Annotated in this window: 16 protein-coding genes and 1 other RNA gene; 9 read left to right on the top strand and 8 right to left on the bottom strand. The window is 59.6% G+C overall.

The window, feature by feature from the left end; genetic code table 11:
- Positions 1-178: 178 nt before the first annotated feature.
- The 4 genes from KUD11_RS01770 to KUD11_RS01755 form a co-directional block, all read right to left on the bottom strand.
- Entirely contained in the window at positions 179-580 is a 402-nt protein-coding gene (locus KUD11_RS01770) for a transcriptional regulator (RefSeq protein ID WP_109387140.1), read from the bottom strand.
- 116 nt (positions 581-696) lie between these two features.
- Positions 697-2,247: a site-specific integrase gene (locus KUD11_RS01765; protein WP_224380131.1), complete on the bottom strand. Its 1,551-nt coding sequence runs from the start codon at positions 2,245-2,247 to the stop codon at positions 697-699.
- Positions 2,248-2,345: 98 nt separating this feature from the next.
- Positions 2,346-2,442: signal recognition particle sRNA small type (gene ffs / locus KUD11_RS01760), an RNA gene on the bottom strand.
- Positions 2,443-2,493: 51 nt separating this feature from the next.
- Positions 2,494-4,398 (bottom strand): bifunctional 2',3'-cyclic-nucleotide 2'-phosphodiesterase/3'-nucleotidase, encoded by a 1,905-nt coding sequence (locus tag KUD11_RS01755; protein ID WP_181375326.1) that lies wholly within the window; start codon positions 4,396-4,398, stop codon positions 2,494-2,496.
- 195 nt (positions 4,399-4,593) lie between these two features.
- On the opposite strand from KUD11_RS01755, the gene nudC reads away from it, so the two are divergent.
- Both nudC and KUD11_RS01745 read left to right on the top strand, forming a co-directional pair.
- Positions 4,594-5,538, top strand: coding sequence for an NAD(+) diphosphatase (nudC, locus tag KUD11_RS01750; RefSeq protein ID WP_109388367.1), 945 nt, complete (start codon positions 4,594-4,596; stop codon positions 5,536-5,538).
- 39 nt (positions 5,539-5,577) lie between these two features.
- Positions 5,578-6,045: an SRPBCC family protein gene (locus KUD11_RS01745; RefSeq protein WP_109387144.1), complete on the top strand. Its 468-nt coding sequence runs from the start codon at positions 5,578-5,580 to the stop codon at positions 6,043-6,045.
- A 121-nt stretch (positions 6,046-6,166) separates the two neighbouring features.
- On the opposite strand, the gene KUD11_RS01740 is transcribed toward KUD11_RS01745, so the two are convergent.
- Together KUD11_RS01740 and KUD11_RS01735 are read right to left on the bottom strand one after the other, a co-directional pair.
- Positions 6,167-6,811 (bottom strand): hypothetical protein, encoded by a 645-nt coding sequence (locus KUD11_RS01740; protein WP_224380130.1) that lies wholly within the window; start codon positions 6,809-6,811, stop codon positions 6,167-6,169.
- A gap of 230 nt (positions 6,812-7,041) precedes the next feature.
- Positions 7,042-7,875 carry a prephenate dehydratase gene (locus tag KUD11_RS01735; protein WP_109387148.1) on the bottom strand — a complete coding sequence of 278 codons (834 nt, stop codon included), beginning with the start codon at positions 7,873-7,875 and terminating at the stop codon, positions 7,042-7,044.
- A 119-nt stretch (positions 7,876-7,994) separates the two neighbouring features.
- Between KUD11_RS01735 and KUD11_RS01730 the strand changes: the two genes are divergently transcribed.
- From KUD11_RS01730 to KUD11_RS01710, 5 genes are all read left to right on the top strand, one after another.
- The gene (locus tag KUD11_RS01730) at positions 7,995-8,513 is read left to right on the top strand and encodes a c-type cytochrome (protein ID WP_109387149.1); all 519 of its coding nucleotides are present in this window, start codon (positions 7,995-7,997) and stop codon (positions 8,511-8,513) included.
- A gap of 264 nt (positions 8,514-8,777) precedes the next feature.
- Positions 8,778-10,640: an extracellular solute-binding protein gene (locus KUD11_RS01725; RefSeq protein WP_224380274.1), complete on the top strand. Its 1,863-nt coding sequence runs from the start codon at positions 8,778-8,780 to the stop codon at positions 10,638-10,640.
- 7 nt (positions 10,641-10,647) lie between these two features.
- Positions 10,648-11,739, top strand: a complete 1,092-nt coding sequence (locus KUD11_RS01720) for a microcin C ABC transporter permease YejB (RefSeq protein ID WP_109387151.1) — start codon at positions 10,648-10,650, stop codon at positions 11,737-11,739.
- Positions 11,740-11,877: 138 nt separating this feature from the next.
- On the top strand, positions 11,878-12,984 hold the full coding sequence (locus KUD11_RS01715) for an ABC transporter permease (RefSeq protein ID WP_109387153.1): 1,107 nt from the start codon (positions 11,878-11,880) through the stop codon (positions 12,982-12,984).
- Positions 12,981-14,570: an ABC transporter ATP-binding protein gene (locus KUD11_RS01710; protein ID WP_109387155.1), complete on the top strand. Its 1,590-nt coding sequence runs from the start codon at positions 12,981-12,983 to the stop codon at positions 14,568-14,570. The genes KUD11_RS01715 and KUD11_RS01710 overlap by 4 nt, the downstream gene beginning before the upstream one ends.
- Before the next feature lie 22 nt (positions 14,571-14,592).
- On the opposite strand, the gene hemN is transcribed toward KUD11_RS01710, so the two are convergent.
- The gene (hemN, locus tag KUD11_RS01705) at positions 14,593-15,948 is read right to left on the bottom strand and encodes an oxygen-independent coproporphyrinogen III oxidase (RefSeq protein ID WP_109387157.1); all 1,356 of its coding nucleotides are present in this window, start codon (positions 15,946-15,948) and stop codon (positions 14,593-14,595) included.
- 64 nt (positions 15,949-16,012) lie between these two features.
- Between hemN and fnrL the strand changes: the two genes are divergently transcribed.
- Entirely contained in the window at positions 16,013-16,759 is a 747-nt protein-coding gene (fnrL, locus tag KUD11_RS01700; protein ID WP_109388371.1) for a transcriptional regulator FnrL, read from the top strand.
- Between the two features lie 240 nt (positions 16,760-16,999).
- On the opposite strand, the gene KUD11_RS01695 is transcribed toward fnrL, so the two are convergent.
- Positions 17,000-17,845: a universal stress protein gene (locus tag KUD11_RS01695; protein WP_109387159.1), complete on the bottom strand. Its 846-nt coding sequence runs from the start codon at positions 17,843-17,845 to the stop codon at positions 17,000-17,002.
- Positions 17,846-18,076: 231 nt separating this feature from the next.
- Here KUD11_RS01695 and ccoN point away from each other — a divergent pair, with 231 nt between their 5' ends.
- Positions 18,077-19,681 (top strand): cytochrome-c oxidase, cbb3-type subunit I, encoded by a 1,605-nt coding sequence (gene ccoN / locus KUD11_RS01690; protein ID WP_109387161.1) that lies wholly within the window; start codon positions 18,077-18,079, stop codon positions 19,679-19,681.
- The last annotated feature ends 7 nt before the right edge of the window (positions 19,682-19,688 follow it).

Below are 19,688 nucleotides of genomic sequence, written 5' to 3'. Positions count from 1 at the left end.
CATTCCTAGCCGGTATCTCACCGAGAATCCTCTCACTCAAAGCGCCGCTTACATAGACGCCTGAGCAGCTGCACACAGCGCAGGGTGGGGCTGGGGTCGCTATCATGGCTGACGTCCCGCAGGAAGCGTATTCAGGCTCTCTCATTGGCTGTAAGTTCATCGCTCTCACGCACGGCACTCACCTCCGAAAGATGCCCCTGAGGACCGCGCTTGACCTGCTGGTCAAACGTGGATCGCTATTCCCGGACGCCTCGCGGATCTCTTCGAGCCAGACCTGTTCATTGGCCGTCACGGCGGTGCCGAAGATATCAAGGATCGCCTGGGCCGCCGTGTCGCCGACAGCCTGCTCAAGGGCGAGCTGCATCAGGAATGCGGGATCACATTCGAGCGCGCGCGCCATCGACGGCACACGATCGAGGGCCAGTTTGCTCGAGCCAAGTTTAATCATCGTGACCATGTTCGGATTTTTGAATCCCGCTGCGTTGGCGATCTCCAACTGGGACTTTTTCGATTTCAGCTCAAGCACACGGTGCTCGATATACTTCGCCAGCTTGGTATCTTCATGTGGTTTCTTCGGCATCGCTCTCTCCTAAAATGACACAGCATGTGCTGCTTGCTTCAGTTATAGCTACGCTCTGAATGGGTATTTGTGGCGGGACGCACTTGAAGAAGTGGTCTGAGAAATGAGAGAGCCGTCTATTTGACGGAATAGTCGGGGAAGCGTTTTATGGATGCCTTCTTTGTAGCCAGCGTCACATCACCATACGCATCACCGGCTGTTCTGGCCGCATGGCCCTGGATCGCATCAAGAACGCGATCCTGTATTGCCAGCTCGCGGCCGACCGTCTTGAACCTGTGCCGCCAACCGTGTGACGGCTGAACACCTCCCGGCACAAGCTTCTCCTCGTTGAGCCAGTCACCGATGCGGTTGGCGAGTTTCTTGGCGTGGCGTTGGTAGAGCTTCGGCTCTGTAGCATTGTGGAAGATCGGACCGCTGTTGATCGTGTCTAGATATGTTGGAAACCCTAGGGCTGCTATCTGAGGATGAAGGGGCACATCACGCCACTGCCCCGATTTCGTGCCACCAGCTTCGGGAGTGATTCTGATGACGAGGTCGCCATCCACTTCGCGGATGTCCTCGCGTCGAAGCTGCGTAATCTCTGCGACGCGCGCTCCTGTGAAAGCGCAGAGCCAAGGCACCCAGCGCTTTGCGGCGGTCACTTTTACTGCTTCCATGACCTTTCCGTGATGCCCGACCTTAGGCTCGTAAGAATGCACAGCCTGTAGCAGCTTCGTGGCCTCGTCTGTGGTATACCCACGTTCGCGGTTTTGGACGGCACGTTTCGACGCCAACTTTGTTCCAGCAGCAGGGTTATCAATCATCATGTCCTTCTCAGTCGCCCATCGGAACAGGCTGCGAATCGTCGGCAAATAGACCTTGTTGATTGTTGAGGGCTGCTTTTCCTTCAGGGTGTCTTCCACCCAGTCCGTCATGTCCTTCTTGGTAATCTTCGCCGCGTTGTCGTGGCGGAGAAACTTTCGAAGGCTTCTCACTGCAAGTTCTTGTCTGCGCCCCCCGTCACCCATGTATCCAAGATCCTGCCGGCTCTGAACATAGCTGTTCCAGAGCTTTGTGAGGCTTACAGGGGCAGGGGCGTCCTCTGGCGGCTGGGCGTTGATGATCAACGGAGCTGTGGGTTTGCCGCTAAAATCACCCTCATCGCGCTCGGCCACACGACCCAGGGCTTCCAGTTCTGCGGTGCATAGGGCGCGCGCGATATCGCGCCATTCTTTACTGCCAAGGGCCGCCTCGAGATTACCAAGATTGCGGAAAACTTCAATTTGCGCACCGACGAGTTCGGCAAGCTCCTGGTTCGTCGCGCTGCCGGCGATTCCCGCGCGCAGTCGGCTTACTAGGCGATCATCGATAGACGTAGACGCATAGCCAGGGTGCTCTCGCATTAGCTCATCTTGGACCAAGCGTCTGGTGTAGAGGTTGGCCGCGATCTGATCGGGCGCAAGAGGATAGCGCGGCTTACCTTTTCCGGCCTGGCGCTCCGCTAAAGCGATCCGGTGTTGAAGCTGCGCGATCGCTCCCGGTAGTAGCTTTAGGGCTTCGCGCCAATCGGCCCCCAAGGGAGTGCGAAGCTCAGTTTTCCCGATGATTGATCGCAGATCTTTTGGCACCACAAGGCGCGCATGATAGCGACCATTGCGGTTGGTCATGTTGCGAACATTGCCAGCCATTCCCATCCCCGTTTGTAACCAAGTTTGTAACCTTAGAATGGACATAATGCCTTGCTTGCAAGGCATTTGTTTTATTGCAAAGCGCTAGGAGGGGATAGGGTGAGAGGCTGGACAACGACCCAAGCGGGGCTCGTTACGGCTGCTTCCTTCCGGATCTGACCGGGTTGGCGAGGTGCCTGCCCGCGCCAACCTCTCGGAGAGCTACATAGGCGGGGCGGGCGCGTTTGGCAAGGGCTGCGCACCGGGCTAGAGCGGGATGCGCAGGCGCAGAAATCCAGCGGGCGAAAGGCCCAGATCCTGGCCGTCGACTGAGGCGATGTCGTCGCGATATGCGCGCAGGCCCGGGCCGGTGCAGTGTAGTACGCTCGTGCCGGGTTGAGGGATGAAGCGCCAAGTGGGCAGGTCGCCCGTATCCTCAAGCAGCGGGGCAAGATCGTTGCAATTTCTCAGATAACTTACGATTTCGTCGCGCATGAGCGTGCTGCCTTGATAGGCAACCGTGCCACATTTGGGCTTGGGAAAGGCGCCACCACCGAAGGCGCGGTAGCTGTTGGTTGCCAGGATAAACCGCGCGTCGGGGGCAAGAGGGCGGCCCTTGTAGCGCAGGTTCTGGATGCGGTTATGGTCGGCGCTGCGCAGGTCTCCAAACCGGTCGTAACGCGCGGGTTGGGTCAGGTCGATCGCGTAGGTCAGCCCGTCGATCACATCGAAATCATGGCCGGGAATATCGGGGTCATGCAGAACCGCGTCTTGTGCACCGGGCGTGATCTGCGCAAAGCAAATGACCGAGCGTTCGAGCCAATCGTGCAGTTCCGCCCCCGTGACGCGCAGCGCGCAAAGCGTGTTAGGGAAGGGATAAAGGTCCGCTGCGTGGCGCAGGGCGATGGGGCCTGCAGGGATGTCGAAGTAGTTTTGCGGCCCGCTCCGGCCCCCGGTTTTGAAGGGGGGCGTGGCCGATAAAAGGGGTAGGTCTGCATCAGCGGTGCCGTGCAGGGCGCGGGCCGCGACCTCATGCTGAATACGGTTGATCAGACGCACCGCCGGGTTGGGCCGCACCAATGCAAGATAGCTGTGCAATGGGGTTGGCGTCTTGCCAATCGGCGCACTGATCAGTTGGCGGGTCAGCCGGTGCGCCGGGGCCACAGCGCGCAGCATTTGCGCATCGGGCGGCGTTGGGACCGAGCATGCGGCCTCCTGTACGGGGCGCGCTTCGGACCTGTGGGCGCTCACGTGCCACATGCCCGCGCGGCGCTCCAGTGTGAGGTCCACGATTCCCAGATGCGAGCCGCGCGAGCCCGCCATGACGGCGGGTGTGCCGCTGAGCGTGCCAGCGGCGTGATTGATGGCTGCGCCTGTGGGTTGCGGCGGATCACAGTCGCCGCCCGTGTGCGGAAACACCGAATGGCTGTGCCCGGTCAGGATGGCCGTGACGCCGGGGATGGCGGCCAGCGGCAGGGCTGCGTTCTCCATGAAACGGTGGTGCGGGCCGGCGTAAATCCCGGTATGGGCGAGCATAACCACGATCTCGGCCCCCTCCGCGCGCAGTTGGGGGACGAGATCGCGCGCGGTCTCTACCATATCGAGGGAGGTCAGCCGCCCTTGAAGATGCCCCTGATCCCATGTGGTGATCTGTGCAGGGACAAGGCCGATGACGCCCACGGTCAGGTCCTGCGCCGCGCCCAGATTATCGTAAATCTGCCGTTTCAGTAGGAGGTAGGGCGGCAAAAGGGCTCTCTCTGCCATGCCCAGTTTGATATTGGCGCACGTGATCGGAAATTGCGCCGTCCCCAGCGCGCGCACAAGCCATGCTAGCCCGAAGTTGAACTCGTGATTGCCCAATGTAGCCGCATCATATCCTAGGGTGTTCATCGCGGTGATCACCGGGTTGGGGCCGTCCCATCCGCTGCCCTCTTGGGCGGTGATATCGGCCAGAGGCGTGCCTTGAAGCGCATCACCATTGTCAAAAAGCATCACATTGCGCGCCTCGGCGCGGGCGGCGCGGATCAACGTGGCGGTGCGCGCAAGGCCAAAAGGCTTGTCATCGGTATCGGAAAAGTAATCGAACGGCATGACGTTGGCATGTAGATCTGTTGTCTCAAGCAGCCGCAAATGGGCGGTTACATTTGGGGCGCGGGTCACGGTTTTTGTCATGGGGCGCTGAGAAGTCATGTTGGCAGGGCGGGTCCATTTTAGTGCAGCAACAGGCTGGCACGTCCTTGGGCTTTATCAGGTTACTTTTATCGCCTCTAGGTTGAATGATTGAATTTTCCGCACTGTGGTGTCGCGGCACATGCTTGAAGCCGGGCCGTGCTTCTGTCAGGCGGTGTAAAAAGCGAGGGGCGGGATATGAAACTAGCTGAAACGGTGACTTTTGGCGGCTCGGCGCTTGACCGTGCGGCGGAGCTTCGCGGCACCGTGCATCCCAAAGGCGGTCAGGCGATTGCGTTTTGGCGGGGCAAGCCTTTGGTCACGGCGGATCTGAGCGCCGTGCTACGCCTGCCGATAGATCACCGGGTGTTTGAGGATGCACCCGGCGCGCCGATCCTTTTGGGCCGGGACGAAGAGGGCACGCTGATTTACGCCCGCGAGTTGAGCCTTTGGGCACCCGAAGGTGTCGACGAGGTAGCGCTTGCGCAATTCGCTGATCCGACAGAGCAGGTGCATCCCGCCGCGCCTGATGCCGTTTTTGCCGAGCTGCGCCGCGTGATGGTCGTCCTCACTCCGCGCGATGCGGAACTGGCCGCCACCGGGCGCGCGCTTTTTGCGTGGCATTCCATCCATGGGTTTTGCGCGCGGTGCGGGGCTGCGAGCGATATTGCGATGGATGGTTGGCAGCGAACCTGCCCGGCCTGCGGCGGGCATCATTTCCCGCGTACCGATCCGGTGGTGATCATGCTGATCACGCGGGGCAATTCGGTGCTGATGGGCCGCTCACCGGGGTGGCCGGATCGCATGTATTCCCTGCTTGCGGGGTTTGTGGAGCCGGGCGAGACGATGGAGGCCGCCGTGCGCCGTGAGGTTTTTGAGGAGGCGGGTATCCGTGTGGGCGCGGTCACGTATCTCGCCAGTCAGCCTTGGCCGTTCCCCGCCTCCTTGATGCTGGGATGTGCGGGGCAAGCTTTGAGTGATGAGATCACCATCGACCCGGCCGAGATCGAGGCGGCCATGTGGGTCACGCGCGAGGAGATTCTTGACGCCTTTGCCGGGCAGAATCCAGAGATCGCGCCAGCCCGAGAAGGCGCTATTGCGCATTTTTTGCTGCGCAACTGGCTTGCGGGGACGCTGGATTGAGGCGACAATGCCCACAAAAGCACGTAAAGAGGCCGAGCCATGAACTTTTCTGCCCGTGAAGATATCGAAGCCCCGATTGAGTTCGTGTTTTCTCAGGTTTCGGATTTTGAACAGCTTGAGCGGCGTGCCTTGCGGCGCGGGGCCGAAGTGGAGCGCAGCGATGACCTGACGGAGCCGGGACCCGGCATGGGGTGGCGCACGTCCTTTAGCCTGCGAGGTAAGCGGCGCAAGATGAAGATCGAGATGGTCACTTACGATCCGCCCAACATCATGCGCTTTCACACCAACTCGCCGAATGTCACGATTGACACGATTGTGGAGCTTGTGGCGCTCTCGCGCGGGCGCACGCGGCTGAGCTTTGCGGCGGATGTGACTGCCAAGAACCTTGGGGCGCGCCTGGTGCTGCAATCTCTGAAGCTGGCCAAATCCAGCGTGACCCGGCGGTTTGAGCAGCGCATGGCCACCTATGCGCGCGAACTTGAGGATCGATACTCACAGCGCAGCTGAGCGCTTCGATTTCGTCTGAACACGAGAAAGGCGCGCAGGCCGGAGGGCCCGCGCGCCTTTCTGTTTGGTCCGCAGCCCCTCGGGAGGGACACTCCAAGAGGCTGCGGAACCGAGGGGTATCTTAGCCGATACGCGTGTCACGCTCTTGGACGCTCAGTTCAGCGACGTTGCCTGCTGCGCGCTCTTCGACGCTGAGCTCTGCGAACGTGTTGTTACGCTCTTGGACGCTCAGCTCAGCGAAGCTGCCTGCTGCGCGCTCTTCGACGCTGAGCTCTGCGAACGTGTTGTTACGCTCTTGGACGCTCAATTCAGCGACGTTGCCTGCTGCGCGCTCTTCGACGCTGAGCTCTGCGAACGTGTTGTTACGCTCTTGGACGCTCAATTCAGCGACGTTGCCTGCTGCGCGCTCTTCGACGCTGAGCTCTGCGAACGTGTTGTCACGCTCTTGGACGCTCAATTCGGCGACGTTGCCTGCTGCGCGCTCTTCGACGCTGAGCTCTGCGAACGTGTCGTTACGCTCTTGGACGCTCAATTCGGCGACGTTGCCTGCTGCGCGCTCTTCAACGCTGAGCTCTGCGAATGTGTTTGGCTTGCGGTCTTGCGTGCTGAGTTCTGCGTGTTTGCCGTTGCGCTCTTGAACGCTGAGTTCGGCGAGAGTTGCAGGCGCGCTGTAGGGGGTGGGGGCCAGTGTGATGGCGGTTTGTTGGGTTGCCAGAGCCGGTGTTGCGGTTGCGGCGATGAGGGCGAGGATGCTGATGGAGCGCATTGTGAAGTCCTTTCAGGAACTAGTTGTTTTCATGTTGTGTGGGCGGTGTTGCCCGTCTTCATGAACAATATTTAGGGGAGCGCTTCGGACAATGATACCGACCTCGCGTGCCTGTGAAAACGCGTGCACGCCAGCACTCGGGCGCGTGATTAACATGAGAGGATTCCGTGACGCAAAACGCCCGCAGGCAGGGTGCCGCGGGCGCTCAAAGCTTTGTATATAAATTGAAATCAGTCCCTGCTGGGGTCTCGCGGGTAGACGCCCAAAAGTTTCACTTCGGATGTGAAGTAGTCCAATTCCTCAAGTGCGTTTGAAACAGAAGGGTCATCCGGGTGCCCATCGACGTCCGCATAGAACTGTGTGGCGGAAAAAGATCCGCCCACCATGTAGCTTTCGAGCTTGGTCATGTTGACGCCATTGGTCGCAAAGCCCCCCATCGCCTTATAGAGAGCGGCGGGAATGTTGCGGACCTGAAAGACGAAACTGGTGATCATACCGTCCGGGCCCCGGCGGCTGAGGTCGGGTTTGCGGGCCATGACGAGAAAGCGGGTCGTGTTGTTGCCCTCATCCTCGATCCCGCTTGCCAGAATGTTCAGCCCGTATATCTCGGCGGCAAGATCAGCGGCCAAAGCCGCAGTGCCCGGATCGCCAAGCTCTGCGACCATGCGCGCGGAGCCTGCGGTATCGGCACCTGTGACACGCCTTATACTATGCTCGGCCAGAAATGCGCGGCATTGGCCCAGAAGCATCGGGTGGCTCATCGCCTGCGTCACATCCCCAAGCGCCACCCCCGGCAGCGCCATCAGCGCTATAGAGACCCGCACGAAGGCTTCGTTCACGATATGAAGCCCCGATCCCGGCAGCAGATGATAGACATCCGACACGCGCCCAAAGGTCGAATTCTCCACCGGCAGCATGGCAAGCTCGGCCTGACCCGAGCGCACGGCCTCAATCGCATCCTCGAAGGTTTTGCAGGGAAGAGGGGTCAGATCCGGATAGGTCTTGAGACAGGCCTGTTGGGAATAGGCTCCCGGCTCGCCCTGAAAAGCAATGGATTTGGTCATGCGGCGCTCCCCGGCATTTCCCCGATCAGGGGCGTTTGGTCGCGCAAACTATACCTTGCGCAAAGGGAGGGGAAGCGGATAGATACGCGGCAACTCAACACAAAACGGATGTGGAATTTATGTTCGACACGATGACTCTCACCAAGATCACCGGCGCATTTTGCGGGGCTCTGCTTGTTTTTCTTCTGGGCAAATATGCGGCTGAGACCGTTTATAAGGCCAGCGTTCCTCATGGCGATCACGGCGAAGAGGTCGTGCAGGGTTATATCATCGACACAGGCGCGGAAGAGGAAGTGGTTGAGGAAGGAGTGCCGATCGAGGTGATTTTGGCCGCGGGCGAAGCAAGCAAGGGTGAGCGGGTTTTCAACAAATGCCGCGCGTGCCACCTGCTTGACGCCGGCGAAAACGGTGTTGGCCCCTATCTCTATGGTGTGGTTGGCCGTGAGAAGGGTGCCGCGGTTGATTATGCGTACACGGCGGCTCTTGGCGACCTTGAGGGTGCATGGTCGCCTGAGAACATCTATGCGTTTCTTGAGAACCCCGGTGCCTATGCACCCGGCACTGCCATGAGCTATGCTTTGAAAAACAGTGCTGAGCGGGCGGACGTTATCGCTTATCTCGACAGTCTCGACGACTGAGACCGCGCCAAGACATTATATAAGGCCGCCGCCCCCTCGGGCAGGCGGCCTTTTTATTGGGCGCGGCATCTGCGGTAAATCGTCGGGGGTGGGTTGAATGTTCGGCGGCGCTGACATTAGTTTGCAGGGCAGCAAAATAAACGCCACATAAAAAGACGAATGCTGTCAGGAGGTATAAGAATGATCCGACCCAAACAAACAGGGCTGGCACGCATGATGCGTGCCGAGATTTGTTTTCGGCTGCGTTCTGCCACGGGGGCGTTCATGGGGCTGGCCATCGGTGCGCTTGTTGCGGGGGCGGCCTTGGCTGAGGAGGGCCTGATCAAGTCGCATGGCTACTCTTTCTTTGGCGAATTAAGCTATCCTGCGGATTATACCCATTTCAATTATGTGAACCCCGACGCGCCCAAGGGTGGTGAAATCTCGCTTGCGGCGTCCGGTACTTTTGACTCCATGAACCCGTTCACGCGCAAGGGGCGCGCGGGTGCGCTATCGTGGATGGTGTATGAAAGCCTTCTGGGCGATATGCCCGCCACGAGCGGTGGCCTTCCGGCGGATGTCTATGGCGAGGCATATGGCCTTCTGGCCGAAAGCCTTGAGTATGATGAGGGCAAGACCTTTGTTATTTTCAACATGCGGCCCGAGGCGCGGTTCTCCGATGGCACGCCTGTGACGGCGCATGATGTGGTGTTTTCCCACAATCTCTTTCTGGAGCAGGGGCTGAAATCTTATGCCGATGCGGTCAAGCGGCGCATCACCGGCGCCGAGGCGCTGTCTGACCACAGGGTCAAGTTCACCTTCGCGGATGGCATCTCGCGGCGCAGCCTGATTGATCAGGTGGGTGGCACGCCGGTTTTCCCGCGCGCGTGGTATGAAGAGACAGGCGCGCGGCTGGACGAGCCGCGCCTCGATGCGGCCCCCGGCTCAGGGCCTTATATGCTCGAAAGCTATGACGTGAACCGTCGCATCATCTACAAACGCAACCCTGATTACTGGGGCGCGGATCTGCCCATCAACAAGGGGCGGCATAATTTTGACCGTATCCGGCTTGAGTATTTCGCCGATGCTGGTGCGGCGTTCGAGGCGTTCAAGGCAGGCGAGTATACGTTCCGGGCCGAGACAAACTCCAAGCAATGGGCGACGGGCTATGACTTTCCCGCTGTCGATAACGGCTGGGTCACGACCAACATCCTGCCCGATGGAACACCGCCCAGCCCCTCGGGCATTATCTTTAACCTCGGCAAGGAAACCCTTCAGGATGTGCGCGTGCGCGAGGCGATCACTTTGGGCTACAACTCCGAATGGACCAACGAATCGCTGCAATTTGGGTTGTTCAAACAGCGCCACTCGTTCAGCCAAGGCACCCCTGCGGAGGCCAAAGGCGTGCCCGAGGGCGCGGAACTCGCGCTTTTGCAATCGCTGGGCGATGTTGTTCCGCCCGAGATGCTGACCACGCCTGTGGTGATGGCGCATACCTCTGATCCCGCGCGGCTCACCGACCGGCGCAACCTGCGCCGCGCGATGAAGCTGCTGGACGAGGCGGGCTGGACCGTGGGCGAGGACGGGATGCGGCGCAACGCGGCAGGCATGCTTTTGTCGCTTGAGCTGCCGATCAACTCCTCAGGCTCTGCCACGCTCAGCGCGGTGGTGGAGAACTTTGCCAAGAACCTGCAAGCGATGGGGATCGAGGCGAAGGTCGAAAAGCTTGACCCCTCCACGTATACTAATCGCGACAGGGATCGTGACTATGATCTGATCTTTGACAGCTATGCGGCTTTCCTTGGCAGCGGCACCGGCCTGATGCAGCGCTACGGCTCGCGTGAGGCGGCGTTCAGCCTCTTTAATCCCGCCGGATTGGCGAGCCCCATGGTCGATGCGATCATCGAGGCCTCGCTGAATACGACCAGTCGTGAAGATGAGCTCGTGGCCCTGCGCGCGCTTGACCGGGCGCTGCGCTTTGAGCGGTTCATGATCCCCACATGGTATAATGGCGCGCATTGGGTCGCGTATTGGGACATGTTCGAGCATCCTGAAGAAATCCCCCCCTATGCGCTCGGGAGCCTCGATTTCTGGTGGTATAACGCCGAGAAGGCCGAGGCGCTCAAAGCCGCTGGCGCGCTGAGGTAGCCCACAGATGGGAGCCTATATCCTGCGGCGACTATTGCTGATCATCCCGACGCTCTTCGGGATCATGGTCATCAACTTCGCGCTGGTGCAATTCGTGCCGGGCGGCCCTGTGGAGCAGGCGATCGCCAATATGCAAGGCGAAGGGGACGTGTTCGAGAGCTTCTCGGGCGGCGGCAATGATGCGGGGCAGGAATTGGCCACCCAAGGGGCTGGCGACAGGTATCTAGGCGCGCGCGGCCTTCCACCCGAGATGATTGCGGAGCTGGAAAAGCAGTTCGGCCTCGACAAGCCGCCGCTGGAGCGGTTCGTCAACATGATCTGGAATTATATGCGGCTTGATTTCGGGGAGAGCTATTTCCGCAAGATCGAGGTGCTGGATCTGGTGTTGGAGAAGATGCCGGTGTCCATCACACTGGGGCTTTGGTCGACGCTCATTGCCTATTTGATCTCCATCCCTTTGGGTATCCGCAAGGCGGTGCGGGATGGGTCGAGCTTTGATACATGGACCTCTGCCGCGATCATCGTGGCCTATGCGATCCCGGCGTTTCTCTTTGCGATTATGCTGCTGGTTTTGTTCGCGGGGGGGTCGTATTTCAAGATATTCCCGCTGCGCGGTTTGACCTCGGACAATTGGGAGCAGCTGAGCCTGATCGGCAAGGTGCTGGATTATTTTTGGCACATCGCGCTGCCGGTTCTGGCCAGCACGATTGCTGCTTTTGCCACGCTGACCCTTCTGACCAAGAACAGTTTTCTCGATGAGGTGAAGAAGCAATATGTGATGACCGCCAAGGCCAAGGGGCTGAGCGAGGGGCGGGTGCTTTACGGGCATGTGTTCCGCAACGCGATGCTGATCGTGATCGCGGGCTTCCCGGCGGTGTTCATCGGCGTGTTTTTTGGCGGATCGGTTCTGATCGAGACGATCTTCTCGCTGGACGGGTTGGGCCGGCTTGGGTTCGAGGCCGCAGTGGGGCGGGATTATCCGGTGATGTTTGGCACGCTCTTTTTATTCGGGCTGATCGGGCTGGTGGTCGGGATCTTGTCGGATTTGATGTATGTTCTGGTTGATCCGCGGATCGACTTTGAAAAGCGGGAGGGCTGAGCGGGTGCGCATTTTGGCCTGTGGTCCTGTGGCTTTGCCTCCGGCGCTTATGGGGGCTCTGCCCCCCGTTCAAAACGCGCCGCGTTTTGAACGCCCCCCGGGATATTTTGGGCAAGAAGAAGCTGGGGGGGCTGCCTGATGGCGCTTTCTGCCCTCAATCAACGCCGCTGGCGGAATTTCAAACGCAACAGGCGGGCGGTGTGGTCGCTGACCGTTTTTTCGGTGATTTTTACGATCACGCTTTTTGCCGAATTTGTGGCCAATGATAAGCCAATTTTGGTGAGCTATCGCGGCGAGATACGGATGCCGATTTTCACCTTCTATCCTGAAACAGCCTTTGGTGGCGATTTTGAGACTGAAGCGATTTACCGCGACCCGGAAGTGCGATGCCTGATCGCGTCGGGGGGGCTTGATGCGTGCTTTGACGACCCTGAGGGGGTCATTCTGGACGCGGCTGACGGGATGGTCGCAGGCGAGGAGATTGCCAAGGGCTGGGCGCTTTGGCCGCTTATTCCTTATAGTTATGACACGCCGGTTGACCGGCCCGGTGCCGCCCCTCTGCCGCCTAATGAGCAAAACTGGCTCGGCACGGATGACACCAAGCGCGATGTTCTGGCGCGGGTGATTTACGGGTTTAGGGTGTCTGTCTTGTTCACGCTGATCGTGACCACGCTGGCCTCGGTGATCGGAATTATAGCAGGTGCCGTGCAGGGGTATTTCGGCGGGCTGACCGATTTGATCTTTCAGCGGATCATCGAGATATGGGCATCGACGCCGCAGATTTATGTGATCATCATCCTTTTCGCCATTCTCCCGCGAAGTTTTTGGCTCTTGGTGGGGATCACTGTAGTCTTCGGCTGGATGGCTCTTGTGGGGGTCGTGCGTGCGGAATTTCTGCGCGCGCGCAACCTTGAATATGTGCGGGCGGCCAAGGCGCTTGGTGTGAGCAACGGCAAGATCATGTTCCGCCATATGTTGCCCAATGCGATGGTGGCCACGGTGACGATGCTGCCGTTTGTCATCACCGGGACGATTTCGCTTCTGGCGGGGCTGGATTTTCTGGGCTTCGGTTTGCCGTCGTCATCGCCGTCCTTGGGGGAGCTGACACTTCAGGCCAAGCAGAACCTTCAGGCGCCGTGGCTGGCCTTCACAGCATTTTTCGCCTTTGCCATCATGCTCTCGCTTCTGGTCTTCATCTTCGAGGGCGTGCGGGACGCGTTTGACCCCAGAAAGACATTTGAATGAGCCTTCTTGAGGTCCGGGACCTGACAATCGCCTTTCGCCAGGACGGGGAGATCAAGCCATGCGTGCACGGTGTGAGTTTCACCGTGGACCGGGGTGAGACGGTGGCACTTGTGGGCGAGAGCGGCTCGGGCAAGTCGGTCACGGCGCTGAGCACGGTGTCGCTTTTGGGTAGCTCGGCGGAGATTGGCGGGTCGGTCAAATATGACGGTCAGGAGATGGTGGGCGCCCCTGAGCGCGATCTGCGCCGGGTGCGTGGCAATGACATCAGCTTCATCTTTCAGGAGCCAATGACCTCGCTCAACCCGCTGCATACGCTCGAAAAACAATTGGCCGAGAGCCTTGCGCTGCACCAAGGGTTGAGCGCGCAGGAGGCGCGGCCGCGGATCGTCGAGCTTTTGACGCGCGTTGGCATCCGTGATCCCGAGACCCGGCTTGGGGCTTATCCGCATCAGTTGAGCGGGGGGCAGCGGCAACGGGTGATGATCGCCATGGCGCTGGCCAACAAGCCTGACATCCTCATTGCCGATGAGCCGACGACGGCGCTGGATGTGACCATTCAGGCGCAGATCCTTGAGCTTCTGGCCGAGCTGAAGCGCGAGGAGAATATGGGGCTTTTGTTCATCACCCATGATCTGGGGATCGTGCGGCGGATCGCCGACAAGGTCTGTGTGATGAAAGATGGGATGATGGTCGAGGCGGGGCCCACGGCGGAGGTTTTTGACGCACCAAAGCATCCCTATACGCAGGCCCTTCTAAGTGCGGCGGCGGCGGGGCGGCCCGCGCCCGTGCCTGAGGGTGCGCCGGTTGTGGTCGAGGCGGATGATCTGCGCGTGTGGTTCCCGATCCAGCAGGGGTTTTTGAAACGCACAGTAGGCCATGTGAAGGCGGTGAATGCGGCGAGCTTGCAGGTGCGCGCGGGTGAAACGCTGGGCATTGTGGGCGAGAGCGGGTCCGGCAAGACCACTCTGGCGCTGGCCATTATGCGCCTTATTACGTCTGAAGGCGCGATCCGGTTTGACGGTGCGGATGTGAATGCCTGGAGTACGCGAGAGCTGCGCCGCCGCCGCGCGCAGATGCAGATCGTGTTTCAGGACCCGTATGGCAGCCTCAGCCCGCGCATGACCTGTGAGCAGATCATTGCCGAGGGGCTGGGCGTGCATGGTGCTCCGGACGGGCGCGCAGTGCGTGATCTCGTGGCCGAGGTGCTGGAGGAGGTGGAGCTGCCACAAGACGCGATGGACCGCTACCCCCATGAGTTTTCGGGCGGACAGCGGCAACGCATCGCGATTGCGCGTGCGATGATCCTGCGGCCCAAGCTGGTGGTGCTGGACGAGCCGACAAGCGCACTAGATATGACAGTGCAGGTGCAGATTGTCGATCTTCTGCGCAGGCTTCAACAGAAATACGGGCTGGCTTACTTATTCATCAGCCACGATCTGAGCGTGGTGCGCGCGATGAGCCATAAGATCATGGTGATGAAGCAGGGCGATGTCGTGGAAGCAGGCCTTGCGGAGGATCTCTTCGAGCGGCCACAGACCGAATATGCGCGCACGCTGCTTCATGCCTCAATGCACCCGGCGGGATAGGCACGCCTTTGCGCCCCTGTGATCAGATCGCGGAGCTATGCCCCTCAACGCTCATCTCATACGCATCCACGGATTGTGCGATCATACGGGTGAGCGGGCGGACCTCTTTGGGGATAAACAGCCCTGAGGAATTCAGTGTCAGAAGCCCTGCAAACGTGTCGTTTGCCCGGCGCAGGATTTTCTGAACCGTGGTGCGCGACACTTTGAACTGATCGCAGATCGCGGCTGTATCAACGCGGAAATCGCACATCAAAGCCTCGATGATCCGTGCGCGCATCTTGTCTTCGCCCGTGAACATATGCCCGCGCTCCGTTGAGAAATTCCCGGCGCGGATTGCTGCGGTATGGGCGCCGGTGGCGTGCGCGTTTTGCGCATAGCCTTGCGGGAAGCGCGAGATGGACGACGCGCCCACACCGATCAGCACCTCGGCGGTGTCGTCGGTATAGCCTTGGAACGTGCGGCGCAGGGTTCCGGCCTCTTGCGCGCGGCTCAGGCCGTCATCGGCCTGTGCGAAATGGTCGATCCCAACCGCTTTGTATCCATCCCAGAGAAACAGGCGCTGTGCTGTCTCAAAAAGCTCAAGCCGCTCTTCGGGTGTGGGCAACGCGCCTGACGGGATCATCTGCTGGCGTTTGGCAACCCACGGCACATGGGCGTAGCCATAAAGGGCGATGCGGTCGGGATTGAGTGAGAGAAGTTTTTGCACGCTTTCGGTGATGCGCGCCTTGGATTGGTAGGGCAGGCCGAAGAGAATATCTGCATTCAGGCCTTTAATACCATGGGCGCGCAATGCGAGGGCTGCGTCTTTTGTGGTGTCATAGCCCTGAATGCGCCCAATACATTTCTGAATGCGCGGGTCAAAATCCTGCACCCCGATGGAGGCGCGGGTCATGCCCGCCGTGTGCAGCGCATCAAGCCGAGCGGTGTCGATCTCATTGGGGTCAATCTCGACCGAGAATTCCGTGTCTGCATTAAAGGGCGCCATGGCGCGCACGGCGGCGGCAAGTTCGGTCATCTGTGGCGCGCTCAGCAAGGTTGGCGTGCCGCCACCCCAATGAAGCCGCGATAGGGTGACACCTTCGGGCAGGTTTTGCCCCAGAAGTGTCAACTCAGCTTTCAACGATTCGAGATAGGCGTTGACGGGTGCGTCACTTTGCGTGCCTTGGGTTCGGCAGGCGCAAAACCAGCAAAGCCTTCGGCAAAACGGGATGTGGATATAGAGAGACACCCTTGAGTCCGGCTCTATCTTGCTGATCCAACTAGAAAAATCGGACGGGCCGACATCGCCTGCGAAATGTAGAGCCGTTGGGTAGCTCGTGTATCGCGGGGCTTTGGCGTCGAAGAGGCCCAATTTGCCCAGTTGTGTTTTTGTCATCATAAGATAAAACTAGTGTCAGACTAAATTGACAACCTTGATGCAGATCAAGAGAAAACGCGAAACTATGCAAACCGAGAACATCACCGCAATTCCACAAGAATGTGGCGAGTGTCCAATACGGCATCGCGCAGTCTGTGCGCGGTGTGAAAACGAGGAGCTGGAGCAGCTCGATCAGATAAAATACTACCGGAGTTTCCAAGCGGGCCAGACGGTTATCTGGTCGGGGGACAAGATGGATTTTGTCGGGTCGGTCGTCTCTGGGATCGCGACGCTGAGCCAGACCATGGAAGATGGGCGCACACAGATGGTGGGGCTTTTGTTGCCCAGCGATTTTGTGGGCCGTCCGGGCCGGGGTATCGCGGCCTATGATGTGGTGGCGACCTCTGATCTGGTGATGTGCTGTTTCCGCAAAAAGCCGTTTGAGCAGATGATCGAGAAGACGCCGCATATCTCCCAGCGCCTCTTGCAGATGACGCTGGATGAGCTTGACGCCGCGCGCGAATGGATGCTGGTTCTGGGCCGCAAAACGGCGCGCGAAAAAATTGCATCGCTTTTGGTGATTATATGCCGCCGCGATGCGGTGTTGAACATGGGGGGCGTGACCGGGCCGATGGTGTTTGATCTGCCCCTCACCCGCGAGGCGATGGCCGATTACCTTGGCCTGACGCTGGAGACGGTGAGCCGCCAGATTTCGGCGCTAAAGCGTGATGGGGTCATTTTGCTTCAGGGCAAGCGGCATGTCACCGTGCCCGATTTCGACCGGCTTGTGGATGAGGCAGGCGATGACAGCGATGGCGGTCTGCTGATCTAAAACCATAGCGCCCATACGGCTCTGCTTTGCGCGCCCTGCGGCAAGCGCTCCTGCGCAGGACGTTTTGCTGTGGGCCGCACGCGCGCGCGGCGCCGTCGAGGGTGTCAGGCCTCACTGTGCCGATCTTAGAGCGTGTCGCGTTCAATCGGATTCACCGGCCTGGGCGAACGCGTTATGCTACGCAAACGCTGCCTCGCCCGGTCCGATGAGTACTTGAATCCAGTTAAGCGCGACACGCCCTCAATGTGCCATAAAGAGCGGCAGGGTGGCCGCCTCCAGCAGATTGCGCGTGGCCCCACCGAACACCGCTTCGCGGAAGCGCGAATGGCCATAGCCGCCCATCACCATCAAATCGGCTTTCATATCCACCGCGTGGCGCATCAACACATCCGACACGCGCGGTAGGGTTTTCGACAGCACGTCGATCTCCACCTTTACCCCGTGCCGCGCCAGAAATTGCGATACGGAGCCACCGGGATCGGAGCGGTTTGGCCCATGCGCGGGTGGATCGACCACGACCACATGCACCTTGTCGGCCTCTAGCATCATCGGCAGGGCGGCGCGGATGGCGCTCATGGCTTCGGGGCTCTCATTCCAGCCCACAAGGATGCGCTTGGGTACGACGGTTTGAGATGCGTCTGCATCAGCGGGGACGATCAGCGTTGGCACCGAGCCGTTGAAGAGACACGCCTCGGCCACGGCCTCAAGCTCGGATCCGCGATCCTTGCCATAGGGGCGCGGCAGCACGGCCACATCGGCAAAGCGCGTGCGCAGCCCCACGCGGTGGGGGATGTCGGTGATCTGTGCCACATCCGCCTCGCAGGACCAGCGGATGGTGCTTGTCTTGAGATAGGCGCGCACGGCGCTTTCCACCTCGTTTGCCTCGCCTTGTGCGCGGGCCATGGATTGCTCCATCAGCATTGCCGACGCGCCGCCATAGTAAAAGCCGGCTTGGCTACGGTCTACGCCCAGGCAAAGCACCTCCAGATGGGCGTCCGAGCGCGCGGCAAGCGCCTCGGCCTCGGCCAGAGTGGGTGCCACAAGGGTGGCGTCGGTGAGTACGGTGATGAGGGTTTTATAGGCCATTTCTGCCTCCTTTTCACATGTATCCGGTGCGTGCCCGCCGGGCGGTCCGGTTTAACCCCATTATAATGCTGCGCCGCCGCGCTTTCTTTGATGCGCATCAAGCATTGGGCGGCAAATTCTTGACATGGATCAATGTCTAAGCGGCGGGGGGCGGGCATTAATAGGGTGTCTAAATGCGCGCGTACGAGTCTGAGATGATTCGTGCGGAGAGAAGGACGAAGGGACTTATACATGACGAACTATATCAAGCTGATCGTGCTTGGAGTGATCGCGCTTCTTGCGATGATCGCAGCCAACTACGGGCGCGATTTGGCCTATACGATCAATGCACTGACGATTGCGGCGGCCGCGGCTGTCACATTTGTCTGGGTGCTGCGGAACATGGAGGAACCCGTCTATCAGACGGATGTGTCGGGAGAATATTTCGACAGTGTGATCCGCTACGGCGTGATCGCAACAGCGGCTTGGGGGATCGTCGGGTTTCTGGCAGGCACCTGGATCGCGTTTCAGCTGGCGTTTCCGCAGCTTAACTTTGAGTGGGCCGAGGGCTATGCCAACTTCGGCAGGCTGAGGCCCCTGCACACCTCGGCGGTGATCTTCGCCTTTGGTGGCAACGCATTGATCTGTACCTCGCTCTACATCGTGCAGCGCACCTCCGCCGCGCGGCTTTGGGGCGGGAACCTCGCTTGGTTCGTCTTCTGGGGCTATCAGCTTTTCATCGTTCTGGCCGCGACCAGCTATCTTCTGGGTGCGTCGCAGAGCAAGGAATATGCCGAGCCTGAATGGTATATCGACATCTGGCTGACACTTGTCTGGGTGGCTTATCTCGCGGTGTTCATGGGCACGATCATGAAGCGCAAGGAGCCACATATCTACGTGGCCAACTGGTTCTTTCTGGCCTTCATCATCACCGTGGCGATGCTGCATCTGGTCAACAACCTCAGCATTCCGGTGAGCATCTTCGGTTCCAAATCGGTTCAGGTCTTCTCGGGTGTGCAGGACGCTATGGTGCAGTGGTGGTATGGCCATAACGCCGTGGGCTTCTTCCTGACGGCTGGGTTCCTTGGCATGATGTATTACTTTGTCCCGAAGCAGGCCAACCGGCCCGTCTTCTCCTACAAGCTCAGCATCATTCACTTCTGGGCGCTCATTTTCCTCTATATCTGGGCCGGTCCGCACCACTTGCATTATACCGCGCTGCCGGATTGGGCATCGACGCTCGGCATGGTCTTCTCCATCGTCTTGTGGATGCCCAGCTGGGGTGGCATGATCAACGGTCTGATGACGCTCTCGGGCGCATGGGACAAGCTGCGCACGGACCCTGTCCTGCGGATGCTGGTGATCTCGCTTGGCTTCTACGGCATGTCCACATTCGAGGGTCCGATGATGTCGATCCGCGCGGTGAACTCGCTGTCCCATTATACTGACTGGACCATCGGGCACGTACATTCCGGCGCGCTTGGCTGGAATGGCATGATCACGTTTGGTGCACTCTACTTCCTTGTGCCCAAGCTCTGGAACAAGGAACGGCTCTATAGCCTTGGCCTTGTCAGCTGGCACTTCTGGTTGGCGACGATCGGGATCATTCTCTACGCCGCATCCATGTGGGTGACGGGGATCATGGAGGGCCTGATGTGGCGCGAAGTGGATGCCGATGGCTTCCTCGTGAACAGCTTTGCCGACACGGTCAGTGCCAAGTTTCCGATGTATGTGGTGCGCGGTCTGGGTGGGGTTCTCTTCCTCAGCGGTGCCTTGATCATGTGCTACAATCTTTACATGACAGTTCGACGGAGCCCGGCCATTGCGGCCACCAACTCCGCTGTCCCGGCCGAATGAGAAGGAG

Source organism: Roseovarius carneus (genome assembly GCF_020141465.1).
Lineage (GTDB): Bacteria > Pseudomonadota > Alphaproteobacteria > Rhodobacterales > Rhodobacteraceae > Roseovarius > Roseovarius carneus.
This window is presented reverse-complemented; position numbering and strand designations above follow the sequence as displayed.